The sequence below is a fragment of the Plesiocystis pacifica SIR-1 genome (assembly GCF_000170895.1).
In the GTDB taxonomy this organism is placed as follows: domain Bacteria; phylum Myxococcota_A; class Polyangia; order Nannocystales; family Nannocystaceae; genus Plesiocystis; species Plesiocystis pacifica.
The window spans coordinates 1-16,593 of the sequence record NZ_ABCS01000008.1 but is presented as its reverse complement, the minus strand read 5'-3'; the positions used below and the strand labels follow the sequence as shown (position 1 = coordinate 16,593).

Genomic DNA, 16,593 nt, shown 5'->3' with positions numbered 1-16,593 from the left:
CGGGTTCGCGTAATTTCCGCTCCTCTATTCGCGCCCCCGGCGGTGTGGTACCGGGGCGCCGTGTCGACCCCCGCTGCGCCCATCCGTCGCGCGCTCGTCAGCGTCAGTGACAAGTCGAAGCTCGACGTTCTCGCCGAGATCCTGATTGCCCACAAGGTCGAGGTGCTCTCGACCGGCGGGACCTACCGCGCTCTGTCCGAGCTCGGGGTCGCCGTCGTGAAGGTGTCCGAGTTCACCGGCGCCCCCGAGATCCTCGACGGCCGCGTCAAGACCCTGCACCCCAAGATCCACGGCGGCATCCTGGCCCTGCCGACCGAGGCGCACCAGCGCGAGCTCGAGCTCCACGACATCGCGCCCATCGACCTGGTGATCGTCAACCTCTATCCCTTCCGGGAGACCATCGCCAAGCCGGGCTGCAGCTTCGCCGACGCCATCGAGAACATCGACATCGGCGGGCCGACCATGGTCCGCGCGGCGGCCAAGAACTGGAACCGGGTCGCGGTCATCGTCGACCCCGAGGACTACTCGAGCCTGTCCGAGGTCCTCGGCGAGACCGAGGGGACCTTGCCCGAGAGCTTCCGGCGCAACATGGCGCGCAAGGCCTTCGCGCACACGGCCGCCTACGACGCGGCGATCGCCAGCTACCTCGCGCGTCACGACGACGCCGGCGAGGCCCTGGACGCGGGGACCATCCCCGAGGGCCTGTTCGTGTCCGGCGAGTCCGTGGCCGAGCTGCGCTACGGCGAGAACCCCCACCAGCAGGCCCGCTTCTTTGCGACGAGCTACGCCAGCGACGAGGCCACCGGTCTGGACCAGGCCATCGTCCACCAGGGCAAGGCGCTGAGCTACAACAACCTGCTCGACGCCGACGCGGCCCTGGGTCTGATCCGGGATCTGAAGGCTGGGCTGCCCGAGGGCGGCAAGGCGGCGGCGGTGTTCAAGCACCTCTCGCCCTGCGGCGCGGCGATCGGCAGCGCGAGCGACGAGCTGGCCACGGTCTACGTCAAGGCCCGCGAGGCCGATGCCGAGAGCGCCTTCGGCGGGATCGTGTCGGTCACCGAGTTCGTCGACGCGGCCATGGCCGCGCGCATCAAGGAGACCTTCCTCGAGGTCATCGTGGCGCCGGGCTACACCCCCGAGGCCCGGGAGATCCTGGCCAAGAAAAAGCGCCTGCGCCTGCTCGAGATCCCGGCGATGTTCGAGGGCAGGGACCTCGCGCCCTTGCGCCTGCGCTCCGTGGCCGGCGGCCTGCTCGTCCAGCGCGAGGACCTCATCGGGGTCGCCGCGGCGGCCGGCGAGGTCCCGACCCAGCGCAAGCCCAGCGCCGACGAGCTCGCCTCCCTCGATCTGGGCCAGCGGGTCTGCAAGCACGTGCGCAGCAACGCGATCGTGCTGGTCAAGGACGGCGTGACCGTGGGCGTGGGCGGCGGGCAGACCTCGCGGGTCGAGGCCGTGCGCCAGGCGATCAGCCGGGCGGGGGAGCTGGCCAAGGGCGCCGTGCTGGCCTCCGACGCCTTCTTCCCCTTCCGCGACAGCATCGACAGCGCGGCCGCGGCCGGGGTCGTGGCCGTCATCCAGCCCGGCGGATCCATCAAGGACAAGGACGTGGTCGCGGCCTGCGACGAGCGCGGCCTGGCCATGGTGTTCACGGGCGAGCGCCACTTCCGGCACTGAGCGGGCACTGAGCCTCGAACCACGAACCACGACCTGCGAGGGAGCGCGAGCATGAAGATCTTGATCGTCGGTAGCGGTGGGCGCGAGCACGCCCTGGCGTGGCGCTGCGTCCAGGAGGGCCACGAGGTCCTCGCGGCCCCGGGCAGCGACGCCATCGCCCAGCTGGCTGGAGCGCGATGCGAGGCCGTCGGCGTCGGCGAGCGGACGGCCCTGGTCGCGCTGGCCATGCGCGAGGGCGTCGATCTGGCCATCGTCGGCCCGGAGGCCCCCCTGGTCGCGGGCCTCGGCGACGCCCTGCGCGAGGCCGAGGTGCCGACCGTCGGCCCGAGCGCGGCGGCGGCCGAGCTCGAGGGCAGCAAGGCCGCGGCCAAGGCCTTCATGATCGCCCACGGCATCCCCACGGCGCGCCACGTCACCGTGCGCACCATCGAGGACGGCCTGACGGCGCTGGCGAGCTTCGAGCGTCCCCCGGTGGTCAAGGCCAGCGGCCTGGCGGCGGGCAAGGGCGTGACCGTGGCCGAGACCGCCGCGGAGGCCGAGGCGGCCCTGCGCGAGTGCCTCGAGGGCGGCCGCTTCGGCGAGGCCGGGGCCGAGGTCGTGCTCGAGGAGCGGCTCGTGGGCGAGGAGGCCAGCTTCTTCGTGCTCACCGACGGCGTGAACGCGGCGACCTTCGAGCCCTGCCAGGACCACAAGCGCATCGGCGAGGGCGACACCGGCCCGAACACCGGGGGCATGGGCGCCTACTGCCCCGCGCCCGTGGTCGACGCGGCCGTGCGCGCGAAGGTCCTCGAGCGCGTCGTCGAGCCGACCCTGCGGGGCTTGCGGGACGAGGGCCGGGCCTTCGTCGGCGTGCTCTTCGTGGGCCTGATGATCGACGCGGGCGAGCCCAAGGTCATCGAGTACAACGTGCGCTTTGGCGATCCCGAGGTCCAGCCGTTGATGCTCGGCCTCAAGGTGCCCCTGGTGCCGCGCCTGCACGCCGCGGCGACCGGCGGCCTGCGCTCGGAGCACCTGGCTGGAGATCCCGCTGCGACGATCGTGCTCGCGTCGGCCGGTTATCCCGCCAGCTCGACCAAGGGCGTCGAGCTCCAGGGCCTCGGGGCCGCGATGGAGCGGGCCGCGGCCGACGATGACCTGGCCATTTTCCACGCCGGGAGCCGCCTGGAGGGGGAGCGCTGGCTGACCAACGGCGGCCGCGTGCTCGGCCTGTGCGCCCGCGGGGAGGACCTGGGGGCGGCCCTGGGGGCGGCCTACGGCCTCGCGGACGCCGTCACCCTCGAGGGCGGGCAGCTGCGCCGGGACATCGGCGCGCGGGCGCTGTGAGCCCACGTGTGAGCCCGCGCGGGCTTTTGTGGCGTGGGGGTGTCGAGGCCCCTGGAGTCGACTGGCTCGCCGCGGTATAGGGGCGCTGATGGCCCGGATTCGCGCCTTTCAGGGACTCCGCTATGACTTGCCCAGGGCCGGTGACCCCGCCGACTTGCTCGCGCCGCCTTACGACGTCGTCGACGATGCAGGCCGCGCCGAGCTGGCCGCGCGCTCGCCCCACAACTGCGCCCACGTCATCTTGCCCGTGGCCGCGCCGGGCACCGAGGGCGAGCCCCTCGCCAAGTACAAAGCGGGCGCCGCCGCGTTCCGCAAGCTCATCGACGAGGCCCTGGTCCACGACGAGGAGCCGAGCTTTTACGTCTACCACCAGCGCTTTACGTCCGAGGGCCAGACCTACGTCCGCAAGGGCTTCGTCGGGCTCATCGAGCTGACCCGCTTTGGCCAGGGCCCGGTGCTGCCCCACGAGCGCACGCTCTCGGGCCCCAAGCGCGACCGCCTCGAGCTGATGCGGGCCTGCGACGCCCACCTCGAGCTGGTGTTTGGCATGTTCGCCGACCCCGCCCGCCGCTGGGAGGCCGTGCTGGCCCCGGCCATGGGCGAGCCCGTGCTCGAGGTCGAGTGGGACGGGGTGGGGCACTCCCTGTTCCGCGTCAGCGACCCCGACGCCTGCGCGGCGCTCTCGGCCGTGCTCGCCGACGAGAACATCTACATCGCCGACGGCCACCACCGCTACGAAACGATGTGCACCTTCCGCGACGAGCTCGAGGCCGCGGGCCGGGGCGAGCCGGCGAAGTGGGGGATGATCTACCTGAGCAACCTCGACGACGAGGGCCTGGTCGTGCTGCCCACCCACCGCCTGGTCCACGGGCTCGAGGGCGTCGACCTGGGCGCGGTCGTCGACGCCGTGCGCCCCTACTTCGACGTCGAGGTCCAGGCCATGCCCTCGGCCAGCGCCGACCTGCGCGAGGTGCTGATCTCGACCTGCGCCGCCGCCAACGAGCGGGCGACCTTCGGCCTGACCTTGCCCGGATCGGGCGAGCTGACCGTGCTGACCCTGCGCGAGGACTTCGACCCCGCGGCCGCGGGCCTGGGCGAGCTGGTCCCGGCGCTGCAGCGCCTCGACGTCGCGCTGCTCCACGAGCTCGTGCTCGAGCGCGCCCTGGGCATCACCAAGGAGGCCCAGGCGGCGAAGGCCAACCTCTATTACTACAAGTCCACGGACAAGGCCGTCGCCGTGGGCCGCGACGGGGGCGAGGCCGCGGGCGCGCCCGAGGTCCAGCTGGTCTGCTACATGAACGCGACCCCGGTGCGCGACGTCGTCGCGGTGTGCGACAGCGGCGAGGTGATGCCGCAAAAGAGCACCTTCTTCTTCCCCAAGATCCCCACCGGCCTGGTGTTCCGCGACATCGGTCGGGAATCTTGAGCTCGGGGACGGCGACGCACCCCCGGAGGCCGACATGACCCGCGACGAGCTCAACGATTACGATTGGGATTCGGCGGTCGTCGACACCAGCGTGTTCAACCCGCTGCCGATCGGCGCCCGGGACCTCCTGCCCACGACCTCGCGCCGACGCCGGAGCAACCGCGAGCGCCTGCTGCGGGTGTTCGAGGGCTGGGGCTACCGCGAGATCACGCCGCCGCTGCTCGAGTACTTCGAGGTCCACGCCCGGGGCCTGAGCGCCGACATGGCAGAGCGCTGCGTCCGCTTCATCGAGGCGGGGACCGGTGACGTCGTCGCGCTGCGCTCCGACGTCACGCCGCAGATCGCCCGGGTCATCGCCCAGCGCGTCGGCGGCGAGGTCGAGGCCGGGGATCAGGTCCGCCTGTGCTACGCGGCCACCTCGGTCCGCCTGCCCCACGGCCGCCACGATCGCAGCGAGCTGCACCAGGTCGGGGTCGAGTGCGTGGGCGAGCAGACCCCGTGGGCGGACGCGGAGCTCATCGGCCTGGCCGACGAGGCGCTGTCGGCCCTGGGCTCGACGGCCCACCGCTTCGATCTCTCGCACACGGGCGTGGGCCGCAAGCTGATCGCGGGCCTGGACCTGCCCAAGGCCGTCGCCAAGGAGCTGCGCGCCCGCCTGGGTCGCAAGGATCGCGGCGGGGTGGTCGACCTGCTGGGCTCGCGCTGCGCCCCGGCGCAGGTCGACGCCGTGGCCGAGCTGTGCGAGCTCTACGGCCCCCCGGCCATCCTCGACCGCGCCCGCGAGCTGCTCGCTGGCGTCGACGCGGGTGAGGCCCGGGCGGCCCTCGAGGAGCTGCGCGCCGTCGTCGAGGTCGTCCAGCGCCAGACCCCGGCCGTCGCCGAGCGCCTGCTCGTGGATCTCGGCGAGGTCCGAGGCTTCGACTACTACACCGGCCTGCGCATGCGCGTGTGGGCCCCGGGCGCGAGCGAGCCCGTGGTCCGCGGCGGTCGCTACGACGACATGCTGACCCGCTACGGCGCGACCTTGCCGGCGAGCGGCCTGGCCATCGACCTCGACGCCCTCGACGAGGCGCTGATGGCCGCGGACTCCGGGCAGGCCGACGCGGCCGCGCCGGCGACCATGCTCGCGGTCCAGCCGGGCGAGCCGAGCGGGGCGGGGCAGCGCCGGGCTCGCGCGGCCGAGCTGGCCGCGAGCTTGCGCCGCGATGGCCAGCGCGCGTGGATCTGCGCCGTCGCCGAGGTCGAGTCGGCCCTGCGCCAGGCGAGCCGCCGCGGCGCGCAGGGCCTGGTCTGGTTCGCCAGCGACGGCAGCGTGCAGCGCTGGCGCGAGGGCGCCGAGGGCTGGTCCCAACAGCCGAGCTGAGAGTTCACCGAGTTCAGGAAGAGAGAGTCGAACATGACGACGCGCATCAACATGGAGGCGGGAGCATGAGCACCCTGGCAGTTGTCGGCGCCCAGTGGGGCGACGAGGGCAAGGGCAAGGTCGTCGACGTGCTCGCGGCCGAGGCCGACCTGGTCGCACGCTTCGCCGGAGGCAACAACGCGGGCCACACCCTGGTCGTCGACGGCAAGAAGATCGTCACGCACCTCGTGCCCTCGGGCTGCACCTACCCCGGGACGCGCTGCCTGCTCGGCGCGGGGATGGTCATCGATCCCGAGGTCTTCGCCGAGGAGATCGCGGAGATTCGCAGCCAGGGCCTGCTCCAAAACGACGAGCTGCGGGTGTCCTACGACGCCCACGTCATCTTCCCCTTCCACCGCGAGCTCGACGGCCTGCGCGAGGACACCTCGGGCTCGAAGAGCATCGGGACCACCCGCCGCGGGATCGGGCCGTGCTACGAAGCCAAGGTCGGCCGCCGGGGCATCCGCGTCCGCGACCTGCTGGATCCCGCGCGCTTGCGCGACCGCCTCGAGCTCAACAAGCGCGTGCTCGAGCCCGAGTTCGCCCGCCTGGGCCAGGGCAAGACCATCGACGTCGACGCCCTGGTCGCGCGCGCGGCCGAGTGGGCCAAGTGGCTCGGGCCGATGGTCTGTGACGCGAGCGCCGAGACCCTCGACGCCATCGACGGGGGCAAGCGCGTGTTGTTCGAGGGCGCCCAGGGAGCGCTGCTCGACGTCGACCACGGCACCTACCCCTACGTGACCTCGTCGTCGACGATCGCGGGCGGCGTGTGCACGGGCCTGGGCATCGGGCCGACGCTGATCGAGGGCGTCTGGGGCATCACCAAGGCCTACACCACCCGCGTCGGCGCCGGTCCTTTCCCGACCAAGCTCGAGGGCGAGGCCGGCGAGGCCCTCCGCAAGGCGGGGGGAGAGTACGGCGCCACCACGGGGCGGCCGCGCGATTGTGGTTGGCTCGACCTGCCGGCGCTGCGCCTCGCCGCGCGCCGCAACGGCCTGACCGGGCTCGTCGTCACCAAGCTCGACGTGCTCGCCATGCTGCCCCGCGCCGAGGTCTGCGTCGCCTATGCCGACAACGTCGACCCCGGGCGCGACGGCTTCGACCGCGCCGTCCCGGTCTACGAGGCGATCGAGGGTTGGGGCGATCCAAGCTGGGCCGAGCGGGTGAACAAGGCTCGCGCCCTCGAGGACCTGCCCGGTCCGGTTCGCGCCTACCTCGACAAGATCGCCGAGGCGACGGGTGTGGCGATCACCATGATCTCCGTCGGTCCCGAGCGCGGCCAGACCATTCGTCTGCGCGACGCGTTCTGAGGACGGTGCCCCGGTCGCCGATCGAGTCGTCGAGGAAATCCTCGCGAGAACCCGCGTTCTCGAGTCCATCCACGGCGTTGGTGGCTCGAGCGCGGGTTTTTCCGTGGGCGCGGTGCCCGGGCCGTGGCGCGCACCACCGAGGCGGCGAGCGGGGTAGGGGGGCCGTCCGTCCAGGAGGGCGTTTCTCGCCAGTGACTCGCTTGCAACGTCCTTCAATCGAAGTTGCGTATTCACCGCACGGGTCGGCGGCGACGGCGTTCATCCCGGTTGTGCGCGAACACTTGGTTCCATATACTGGCGCCCCGTCGGCGAGGGATCGGGGTGCCAACCCACCCCTCTCCGGCCGCATGCACGAACCCCCCATGACGCGAACTCTAAGGTTTCCCGACTCGCGGACGGATATCCCCTCAGCGAGTTCGCCCATGACGCTCGGACACCGCAACGGGCGAGGGCAGAGCCTTCGCGCGGCTGGTGCGTGCTCCGATGCGGTGAGCAGAGACCCAAGGCGCGAGAGCGAGCCGTCGAGGCAGGCAGAGGTTTTGTCGTGAGAATCGAATGTGACAAATGTGGAGCGAAGTACTCCATCGCGGACGAGAAGGTCCGCGGGAAGACTTTCAAGATCCGCTGCAAGAAGTGCAGCAACGTCATCATCGTCCGAGACAAGGCGGCAGCCGGGGCCGACGCGGCCGCGAGCGAGCCCGCGCCCTCGGAGGAGCCGCCCGGTTGGCACCTCGCCATCGACGGTGACACCATCGGTCCGATCTCGGAGGACGAGGTCCGTCGTCGCTACGACGCGGGCGAGGTCGACAAGTCGACCTCCGTTTGGCAGGAGGGCTTCGAGGACTGGGTCGAGCTTGGCTCGATCGAGGCCTTCGCCAACCTGCCTGACCGTGAGGCGGGCGGTGGCGCTGCGGTAGCGGCTGCAGCAGGCGCTGCAGCGGCTGTCGGAGCAGCGGCTGCCGTCGGTGGTGGCGATGACCACGATCCCTTCGCCAGCTCGGGCGCCGACGATGCCTTCGCGGCCAGCAGCGGCGAGTTCGGTGGCGGCGCAGGCAGCTTCGGTGGCGGTGACGAGGCTCCGGCCGCGGCGCCAGCAGCAGCCGCTCCGGCAGCAGCAGCAGCCGAGCCCGACGCAGAGGATTCGCCTCGGGTCAGCTCGCTGACCGGTCAGCGCAACGAAAACTCCGTGCTGTTCTCCCTCGACAGCCTCAAGGCCATGGCCTCGGCCCAAAAGCCGGCCAGCGCGGGCCCGGTCCGCTCGGCTCCGTCGACGACGGCTCCGGCCTCCGAGGGCTCCGGCCTCATCGACATCCGTGCCATGGGCGCGATGATGGAGGCCCAGGGCGGCGACGGTGACGTCGGCGGCGGCCTCGGTGGCGGCGGCGGCGGTGAAGAGGACGCGCTGCCGACCTTCGGCGGCGGCGGCCTCGGTGGCTTGTCCGTCGAGCCCCTGGTCACGGAGACCCCGGCCGCGGCCGCTCCGGAGCCCGCTCCTCAGCGCTCGAACGCGCCGATGTACATCCTCATCGCCATCTTGCTCCTCGGCCTCCTCGGCCTCGGCGCGATGGTGATGCTCAAGGACGACACGCCGCAGATCATCGAGAAGACCGTCATCGCCCCCGGGTCCGTGGACAACAAGGACAAGGACGACGACGAGGACAAAGACAAGGACGAGGACGAAGAGAAGGACGAGGGCAAGGAAGAGGAAGCCGCCGAGACCGGCGGTGAGGAGACCGCCGGCGAGACCGGCGGCGAGGCCGGCCCGACCAAGAAGTCGTCCAAGAAGAAGTCGACCAAGAAGGCCACCTCTGGGGGCACGGGCGGCGACACCAAGGCCGCTTCGCCCACGCCCGAGAAGAAGCCCAAGAGCCAGGACCCCGACGTCGACTGTCTCCTGAACCCCAAGCTCGCCAAGTGCGGCGGCGGTGGTGGTGGCGGCGGCTCGCAAAAGGCCGCGGCCGATCCCAGCCTGCCCGCCAAGCTCGGCGCCACGCAGATCAAGCAGGGCGTCGGCGGCGTGAAGGCGGCGGCCAAGGCTTGCGGTCCCAAGAACGGCGCTGCCCCGGGCACCAAGGTCGGCATCAAGTTCTCGGTCAAGGGCTCGAGCGGCTCCGTGGTCTCGGCCACCGCCGTCGGCGAGCACGCTGGCAAGCCCCTCGGCTCCTGCGTCGCCTCGGCGGCCAAGGGCGCGAAGTTCCCCAAGTTCCAGGCGGACCAGCAGGGCTTCACCTACAACTTCCGCATGTGAGCGGCGGGGAGCCTGGCTCCCCAACAAAGAGCGAGGGTCGCCGAGAGGCGGCCCTCTTGCTTTGGTCTTGTTGCGCTAGGCGAGGACTCGGCGGGCGCGCTCGATGACCGCCTCGACGGCGGCGTCGTCGATGCCCAGGTGCACGACGAGGCGAATCTCGGAGTACTTGTTTGGGTAGCAGAGCACGCCGGCTTCGCGCAGAGGAGCGCACAGCTGCTCGGCGTCCCGGCCAGCCTCGAGCTCGAAGATCGCCATGTTGGTCTCGGGCTCGACGGCGCGCCAGCAGTCGAGCGCGCGCAGACCGTCCCACAGCCGACGGGCGCGGCGGTGATCGTCGGCGAGGCGATCGATGTGGTGCTCGAGGGCGTGGAGCCCGGCGGCGGCGAGGACCCCCGCCTGGCGCATGGATCCGCCGAAGGCGTGTCGGGTGCCGCGGGCCCCGGCGATCAGCTCGGCGTCGCCCACGAGCAGGGAGCCGGCGGGGCAGCCCAGGCCCTTGCTCATGCACACCGTCACGCTATCGGCAGGTCCGGCGAGCTCGGCCAAAGGCACGCCCGTTGCGACGTGGGCGTTCCACAAGCGAGCGCCGTCGAGGTGGACGCGTCGACCGTGGCGGTGGGCGAGCTCGCCGATCGCGGTCATGGACTCGAGCGGCCACAAGCGCCCGCCCGCGAGGCCGAGGGTGTTCTCCATCCACGCGAGGCTCAGCCGCGGCCAGCCGCAGCTCTCCTCGCGGATCCGGGCCTCGAGATCGGCGGGCTCGAAGCCGCGGCGGTTGCCCAGGGAGCAGGCCTGAACCCCCGAGATGCGGGCATGGGCGGCGTCTTCGTGGACCTGGACGTGGGCCTCGGCGACGCAGCCGATGGCCTCCCCCGGTCGGGTCTGGCCGCTGACGGCGAGCTGGTTGGCCATGGTCCCCGTGGGCACGAAGAGCGCGGCCGCCTTGCCGAGGCGCTCGGCCACCTGGGCCTCGAGGGCGATCACCGAGGGGTCGTCGCCGTAGCAGTCGTCGCCGACCTCGGCCCGCGCCATGGCCTCGCGCATGGCGGGCGTCGGCTTGGACACGGTGTCGCTGCGCAGGTCGATGATCGCGGGCGTCTGGTCCACGCTCGGGTTGTACCGCCCAGCCCTGCACCTCGACAGCGTGCGTGGGTGTCGCGCCGCGGGAGAGATCCCTCGGAGATTCTCGAGGGCTGCCGCCGCGGCGTCCATCGAGGCGCGAGGCGAGGGCACGAGAGCAGCCTCGAGTCGTGCTCAATCTCGCGCGAAGATGCGCTAGCGCTCCGTTTTCGTCGAAGCCCTGACACCCTGTCCCACGCCGAGGGGAGGGGGCGCGCTGGCCACGTCGAGGCGCCGACGTAGTGCTGGCAAAAGTCGAGGATTTTCGGCATTTTGGTGGAGCAAGAGTCGAGCTCGGGCCAGACCGCGGGGGGTAGACCTCGCTTCGAGGTCGCGCGTTGGCCAAAAAGTTCGTGCCCGCCCGTACCTTTTTCACACGGTTCGTACACGGACGACTCGACTCACACCAGCCAGCCGCAACGTTCAGCACCACGTCGCCCGGACCAGGGAGCCAAGCATCATGTCACGAGAAAATTCTGCTCTGATCGCGCTCGAAGAGCTCAAGAACCTCGAAGCCCAGCGCGTGCAAGACGTCGCCGATGAGCAACAGCGCGTCGAAGACGAAGCACGCCGCAAGCGCGAAGAAGAAGAGCGCATCCGTCGCGAAGAAGAAGAGCGCGTCCGTCGCGAAGAAGAAGAGCGCCTCCGCCTCGAGCAAGAGGAGAGGGAGCGCAAGGAACGAGAGGAGCGCATCCGCGTCGCCGAGGCCGAGGCCCGCAGCCGCGCCGAGCAAGAGGCTCGCCTGAAGGAAGAGCAGATGCGGCTCGACGCGCAGGTCAAGATGGCCGAGCGCAAGAAGACGCCCTACTGGCTGTACGCGACCGCGGGCGTCCTCGCCATCGGCCTCGGCGTCGGCGCCTACTTCCTGTGGCAGAACATGCAGGAGAAGGACCGCATCGCCCAGGAGAAGAAGGCCCGCGAGGCCGAGCTCGAGAAGGAGAAGGTCGCTCGCGCTGCCGCCGAGAAGGAGGCCGCGGAGCTCAAGGCCAAGCAGGAGGAGCTCGACAAGAAGGCCAAGGAGCTCGAGGAGAAGCTGGGCAAGGCCGAGACCGAGGCCGAGCGCCAAGCCCTGCTCGCCGAGCAGGCCAAGCTCGAAGAAGAGCAGGCCGCGCTCAAGAAAAAGCGCAAGGGCAAGGGCGGTGGCGGAGGCGGCGGTGGCTCGAGCACCAAGAAGAAGCCGGTCACCAAAAAGCGCAAGGACGCCCTGCAGCTGGGCGGAGGCAACGGCAACCCGCTCGATCTCTGAGCCGCGCCCGCGCCACGAACGAGCGCCTGGCGGAGCCTCGCTCCCCGGGCGCTCGTCCTTTTGGTTGGCCGCCCTCAGTCCGCGAGCTCGGGGCGAAGGCGGAGCTGTAAAAAGGCTCTTGCGGCCCTTGGGGAGCCGTGTTAGTTCGTCCGTCCCCCGCGGGGCACCCGGCACGGTGGCCAAGTGGTAAGGCAGAGCTCTGCAAAAGCTCCATTCGCCGGTTCGATTCCGGCCCGTGCCTGAGAGAGGGACTCCATCGAGTCCCTCTCGCTTTTGGTTGGCAGAGCCGGCTGGGTCGCTCAGGGCGCGGGCGGGGTCGCCATCTCGACGGCGCGGGGTGCCTTGGGCAGCTCCTGCCAGCGCAGGTAGCTCTGGGCCATCTCGTACTCGAAGTCGCCGATCATCTGGGCCTCGAGGACCTTGCGCATGAGCTCGAGGCTCGCCTCGGCCTCGCCGCCGCGCCAGCGCTGCAGCCCGGCGTAGAAGAAGGCCTCGGAGCGCTGGCGGGTCTGGCCGGCGGCGGCGATCAACGCGTCCCCGTCGAGCTGGCCGAGGCCGTGGCGAGCGAGGGTTTGCGACCAGGGATCGCTCTCGGGGTTCTCGACGAGGGCGGCGAGGTGGGCCTGGGCGTCCTCGGGCGCGGGCGCGCCCTGGCGGGCGCACAGATCGATGACCCACAGCGCGTAGTACACGGCGAGCTCGTCGTCGGTGCCCTCGGAGCCGAGGGCCGCGCTGAGGATCTCGCGCGCCTGGCCGAGGTGGCCGTGGGTGACGGCGAAGATCAGCACGGGCGAGTAGGTCGAGGCCCGCCCGGGGGCGATGTTGTGGGCCGCGCGGAAGTCCTTCATGGCCAGCTCGAGCTCGCCGAGGGCGAAGAACACCTGGGCGCGGCGGGTCAGGTAGTCGACGCGTTGGGGCGCGGCGAGGCCGGGGTAGGCGATGAGGGTGTTGAGCTGGCGCAGGGCCTCGCGCAGGTGCTCGACGCTGGCCCCCGGGTCGTCGGCGAAGCGCTCGATCTCGGCGAGCTGCATCTGGCTCTGGATCTGCCAGTCGTAGCGGTCGAGCTGGTCCGGGAAGGGCAGCTCGGAGATGCTCGACACCCGGTCCCGGGCGACCTCGAGCTGCCCGCGGCGCAGGGCGATGGTCCCGAGCAGCGAAAGCGCGAGGGGGTGGGGCTCGAGCTGCACGGCCTGGCTGAGCAGGGACTCGGCCTGGTCGGGGCGCCCGCGATCGAAGTCCCGCAGGGCCACGGTCATCCACGCGACGTTGAGGCCGGGGCTGACCGGGCGCAGCGGCCAGGCCTTGGCGGCGCGCTCGTGGAAGCCCTGGACGCGCTCGAGGGCGGCGTCGACCTGGGCGTCGCCCTCGGGGTCACCCTGGGTGGTCCGCACGGCGTCCTCGAGCTCGAGCTGGAGCAGGCCGGCGAGCTCGGACCAGGCCAGGTGCAGATCTTCGCGATCGGTCGCCGGCCCCTTGGCGGCGAAGGCCTGCTCGTAGTGGAGGATGGCCGCCGGGACCAGGCCGCGGTAGCGGAGCACGCGTCCCCGGGCCAGGTGGGCGGGCGCGTCGTCCGGGGCGTCGGCCAGGGCCATGCGCGCGAGGTTGTCGACGATGCCCCAGCTCTGGCGGACGATGCTCGGCGGCAGCTGGTGGTCCGGCGCCGGGAGGAACTCGCGCATCAGCTGGGCGATGTCGGGGGGCGAGGGCTCGGCGCCCAGGGTCGCGTCGCGGATCAGCTCGCGCAGCGCCTCGGCGGCCTCGTCGATCTCCATCTGCTCCATGGCGGCGACGGCCGCCGCGGGATCGTCGGCGCGCAGGTGGGCCCGGGCGACGAGGTAGCCGGTGTAGGCCGTGCGCGGGTCGCTGACGCCCTCGGTCTGGGCGCGGCGGAACTGGGCGAGGTAGCTGCCGGTCAGCTCGCGGGTCAGGAAGGGGCTGGGGAACACGCTCGACGCGTCCTCGAGCAGGCGGTCGAGCAGGGCGCCGTAGCGCGGGTCGCCGGTGAAGCCCTCGCTGCGCTCGATCCAGTCTTGGAGCTGGGCGTAGCCGGCCTCGGCCTCGGCGCTCGTCTGGGCGTCGCCGAAGTGCTGCTGGAGGGCCAGGGCGAGCAGGGCCGAGTGCTCGTCACCGGCGGGCGCGACCGAGGCGTAGACCCGACCCGCGAGCTCGGCGATGGCGGGGTCGGGGCGGGGCTGCTGGAGCTCGCTCGCGGTCCACAGCTCGCACAGCTGCTCGAGGCCGGCGATGGCGGCCTCGCTGCGGTCTTGGCCCAGGGCCTCGTCGACGTAGCCGACGACGTAGTCGCGCAGCTGCTCGCGCAGGGCCGCGCGCTGGGGGTCGCCCACGGGCATGAGCGCGAAGGCGTTGCGCGCGGCCGCGAAGTCGTCGAGGTCGCTCAGCTGGGCCGGGGCTTCGAGGCTCGGTGTTTCGAGTTTGCCCTTTTGCGGCCCCACGCAGGCCGACGCCGTCAGCAGGGCCAGCGAGAGCAAGACGGGGGCGCGGCGGAGAAGGACAGGCCAGCGAGGCACCCGGACAGTGTACGGGCCCGATCCGGCCCGAGCCAGAGCGCGCGTGAGGCAGTTCAAAACCTGCCCACATGGGCGAGGGGCGCGAAGGCTCTACTCCGCTCGGGCCCGTTCGGAGCTCGATCTGGCGTCAGAGCAGGCCGTCGGGGCTCCGCTCGGACCAGCGCAGGCCAAACATCAGGGTGTGCACCGCCCCGGTGTAGCGCCCCGCGTTGGTCGGGCGCGCGCGCCCCGAGAGCACGGCGTCGGCCGAGGGGTCGTTGATGTCCGCGCCGCCTTGCTCGAAGGCCACCGCGGCGCTGGGGCTGTAGGCCGGATCGCGCCCCCCCGATCCGACCCGCGTGGGCGCCAGGAAGTCGACGCCGTAGGCCGGGACCAGGGACCACACGCCGTTGCGGCTGGGCAGGTTGAAGCTCGTGCCCAGGGTGGCCTGGAGGGTCCAGCCGTCGGGGTAGGCCGGGCTCAGGGACTCGGGCTGGACCCCCGGCGACATCAAGCCCGCGCCGAGCAGCAGATCCATGCGCGGCACGCAGGACACGCGCTCGCCGGTCTCGGGGTCGACCTCCGAGCCGCTGCACAGCACTTTGAAGTAAGGCAGGTTGGCGCCGATGATGTCGTCGAGGCGATAGCGCGCCCACAGCTCCCCGCCGAACAGGTCCTGGTAGCCGCGGTACAAGGTCGCGTCGGGGAGGGTGGAGGCGTCGCCGTCGAGGCCGACGAGCTCGACGAGGCGCCGGTCTCGGTTGGCGCAGCCCCGGCCCGGGATCCCGCCGGGGCAGCGATCGATCCAGTAGAGGTTGCCGTCGAGGCGCCAGTTGCCGACGTTCCCCGCCGCGCCGATCGCCAGCTCGCGGGGGACGATCTCGGTCAGCGTGGCGGTCACGGGCGTGGCGACTTCACACGCGGGCAGGTCGTTGCGCGCGGCGTAGCCGGGCAGGCACACCGCGGCCTCGCCGTTGACCGTGAGCTCGCCGCCCTCGAGCAGCGGCTGGGTGCGGTAGCGGATCCCGAGGGTCACGGTCTCGCGGATGTCGAAGGCCACGCCGGCGGTCAGGGCGAAGTCGAGGCGGGTCGAGGGGACCTCGCGCAGGCCAAACAGGCGCAGGCGGGTGTTGCCGCGGAAGGCCAGGCGCTCGGCGCACTCGGGGTCCTCGACGGGGTCGACCCCGGGGGCGCAGCCCGTGTCGGAGTTGACCCCGGTCAGGGCCGAGTCGACGTCCTGGGCCAGGTAGGTGCGCTGGCGCGGGAAGTGGACCGTGGCCCCGACGCTCATCCACGGCGTCGCGTTCCAGGCCAGGGACAGGTCGAAGTCCGTGCGCATGTCGACCATGCCGCCGCTGCGCACGGTCGGGCAGATCTGGCCGGAGTCGAGCTGGCAGCCGAAGTCGTCGTCGCCGACGAGGTGGTAGTAGAGCGCGGGGTTGCTGCGGATGCGAAAGCGGCTGTCGTAGGTGTGCACCGCCGCGCCGATCGCAATCGGGTCGAGGAGAAAGCTCGCGCCGACGAAGTAGTCGAAGGTCGGGTTGGCGAGGTTCACCGGGCCGCCGAGGCTGCTGGTCGGCTCGCCGGTGCTCGGGTCGGTGCCGAAGCGCCGGACGTTCAGGTGCTCCACGCCCGCGCGCAGCGTGGCCTGAAAGTGCAGCCCGTCGAGGAATCCGAGCATCGCCGGGTTGTGGTAGATGCCGGTCACCGAGGGCGTCGCTGGCCCCTGGGCGTTCGCGCCTCCGAGGCGGTTGGCGACGCCTGGGGCCGCGTTGGCCTGGGTGGGCGCGAGCACCAGCAAGGCCGAGGCCGCGAGCAGGGGGGCGCTCCAACGCGCGGCGAGGGGGCTCACCCGTGCAGGGTCGCGGCCGTCGAAAGCTGGTTGAAAACGGCGGCGCCCGATTGCCAGCCCGAACGAACGTCGGCCAGATCGCGGCTTCGATCGCTGACGATCGATGCTCCGGCCTCGGTCGTCGGACACGGGCGGAGCATAGCCTGTCTCGCCGAGTTCGGCTCGACCTCGCGCGAGGGACGCGACAGGTCAGGTGGGGATCCCCGTTGACCCCCCGGCAAACAAAGACCTAGGATCGAGCCACATTCGCGCGGCCATCCGGGTCGCCGAGTGCGGCCCGACCTCGGGCCCCCAGGACGGCATGAGCAAGACGGTCCACCAGTTCGAGTGCCGAGACGACATTTGGAAGCGTGTCGAAGCGCTGGCCAAGCGTCGGGGCGTGACCCCCGATGAAATCGTCCAGGCAGCGCTGATTCAGCTGTTCACCCGCAAGAAGAGCCCGACGCAAAAGGCTGAGGCGCAGGCGCAGGCGCAGACGCCCGCGCC

At 71.7% G+C, this 16,593-nt stretch carries 11 protein-coding genes and 1 tRNA gene; 9 read left to right on the top strand and 3 right to left on the bottom strand.

Annotated elements, in window-relative coordinates; all coding sequences use genetic code 11:
* Positions 1–60 precede the first annotated feature (60 nt).
* The 6 genes from purH (at position 61) to PPSIR1_RS05715 (ending at position 9,383) form a co-directional block, all read left to right on the top strand.
* Entirely contained in the window at positions 61–1,674 is a 1,614-nt protein-coding gene (gene purH, locus PPSIR1_RS05740) for a bifunctional phosphoribosylaminoimidazolecarboxamide formyltransferase/IMP cyclohydrolase (protein ID WP_232296437.1), read from the top strand.
* A 51-nt stretch (positions 1,675–1,725) separates the two neighbouring features.
* Positions 1,726–2,997, top strand: coding sequence for a phosphoribosylamine--glycine ligase (gene purD, locus PPSIR1_RS05735; protein WP_006970051.1), 1,272 nt, complete (start codon positions 1,726–1,728; stop codon positions 2,995–2,997).
* A gap of 88 nt (positions 2,998–3,085) precedes the next feature.
* Positions 3,086–4,423, top strand: a complete 1,338-nt coding sequence (locus tag PPSIR1_RS05730) for a DUF1015 domain-containing protein (protein WP_006970050.1) — start codon at positions 3,086–3,088, stop codon at positions 4,421–4,423.
* Positions 4,424–4,457: 34 nt separating this feature from the next.
* Positions 4,458–5,786 (top strand): ATP phosphoribosyltransferase regulatory subunit, encoded by a 1,329-nt coding sequence (locus tag PPSIR1_RS05725; RefSeq protein ID WP_006970049.1) that lies wholly within the window; start codon positions 4,458–4,460, stop codon positions 5,784–5,786.
* 65 nt (positions 5,787–5,851) lie between these two features.
* Positions 5,852–7,135, top strand: coding sequence for an adenylosuccinate synthase (locus tag PPSIR1_RS05720; protein ID WP_006970048.1), 1,284 nt, complete (start codon positions 5,852–5,854; stop codon positions 7,133–7,135).
* Between the two features lie 544 nt (positions 7,136–7,679).
* On the top strand, positions 7,680–9,383 hold the full coding sequence (locus tag PPSIR1_RS05715; RefSeq protein ID WP_006970047.1) for a GYF domain-containing protein: 1,704 nt from the start codon (positions 7,680–7,682) through the stop codon (positions 9,381–9,383).
* Positions 9,384–9,458: 75 nt separating this feature from the next.
* On the opposite strand, the gene PPSIR1_RS05710 is transcribed toward PPSIR1_RS05715, so the two are convergent.
* On the bottom strand, positions 9,459–10,490 hold the full coding sequence (locus PPSIR1_RS05710; RefSeq protein WP_006970046.1) for a threonine aldolase family protein: 1,032 nt from the start codon (positions 10,488–10,490) through the stop codon (positions 9,459–9,461).
* A gap of 472 nt (positions 10,491–10,962) precedes the next feature.
* Between PPSIR1_RS05710 and PPSIR1_RS47415 the strand changes: the two genes are divergently transcribed.
* Positions 10,963–11,748 carry a coiled-coil domain-containing protein gene (locus tag PPSIR1_RS47415; RefSeq protein ID WP_157595233.1) on the top strand — a complete coding sequence of 262 codons (786 nt, stop codon included), beginning with the start codon at positions 10,963–10,965 and terminating at the stop codon, positions 11,746–11,748.
* Positions 11,749–11,917: 169 nt separating this feature from the next.
* A tRNA-Cys gene (locus PPSIR1_RS05700) sits at positions 11,918–11,989 on the top strand.
* Positions 11,990–12,047: 58 nt separating this feature from the next.
* On the opposite strand, the gene PPSIR1_RS05695 is transcribed toward PPSIR1_RS05700, so the two are convergent.
* Together PPSIR1_RS05695 and PPSIR1_RS05690 are read right to left on the bottom strand one after the other, a co-directional pair.
* Complete coding sequence (locus PPSIR1_RS05695) at positions 12,048–14,276, bottom strand: tetratricopeptide repeat protein (RefSeq protein ID WP_157595232.1); 2,229 nt, start codon at positions 14,274–14,276, stop codon at positions 12,048–12,050.
* Positions 14,277–14,403: 127 nt separating this feature from the next.
* On the bottom strand, positions 14,404–16,107 hold the full coding sequence (locus PPSIR1_RS05690) for a porin family protein (RefSeq protein ID WP_006970042.1): 1,704 nt from the start codon (positions 16,105–16,107) through the stop codon (positions 14,404–14,406).
* A gap of 301 nt (positions 16,108–16,408) precedes the next feature.
* On the opposite strand from PPSIR1_RS05690, the gene PPSIR1_RS47410 reads away from it, so the two are divergent.
* On the top strand, positions 16,409–16,593 hold a 185-nt coding region (locus PPSIR1_RS47410), incomplete at its 3' end, for a hypothetical protein (protein ID WP_157595231.1).

Coding starts and splice junctions, on each gene's coding strand:
- PPSIR1_RS05725 (WP_006970049.1), top strand. CDS start 4,458: ATGACCCGCGACGAGCTCAACGATTACGATTGGGATTCGGCGGTCGTC.
- PPSIR1_RS47415 (WP_157595233.1), top strand. CDS start 10,963: ATGTCACGAGAAAATTCTGCTCTGATCGCGCTCGAAGAGCTCAAGAAC.
- PPSIR1_RS05720 (WP_006970048.1), top strand. CDS start 5,852: ATGAGCACCCTGGCAGTTGTCGGCGCCCAGTGGGGCGACGAGGGCAAG.
- PPSIR1_RS05730 (WP_006970050.1), top strand. CDS start 3,086: ATGGCCCGGATTCGCGCCTTTCAGGGACTCCGCTATGACTTGCCCAGG.
- purD (WP_006970051.1), top strand. CDS start 1,726: ATGAAGATCTTGATCGTCGGTAGCGGTGGGCGCGAGCACGCCCTGGCG.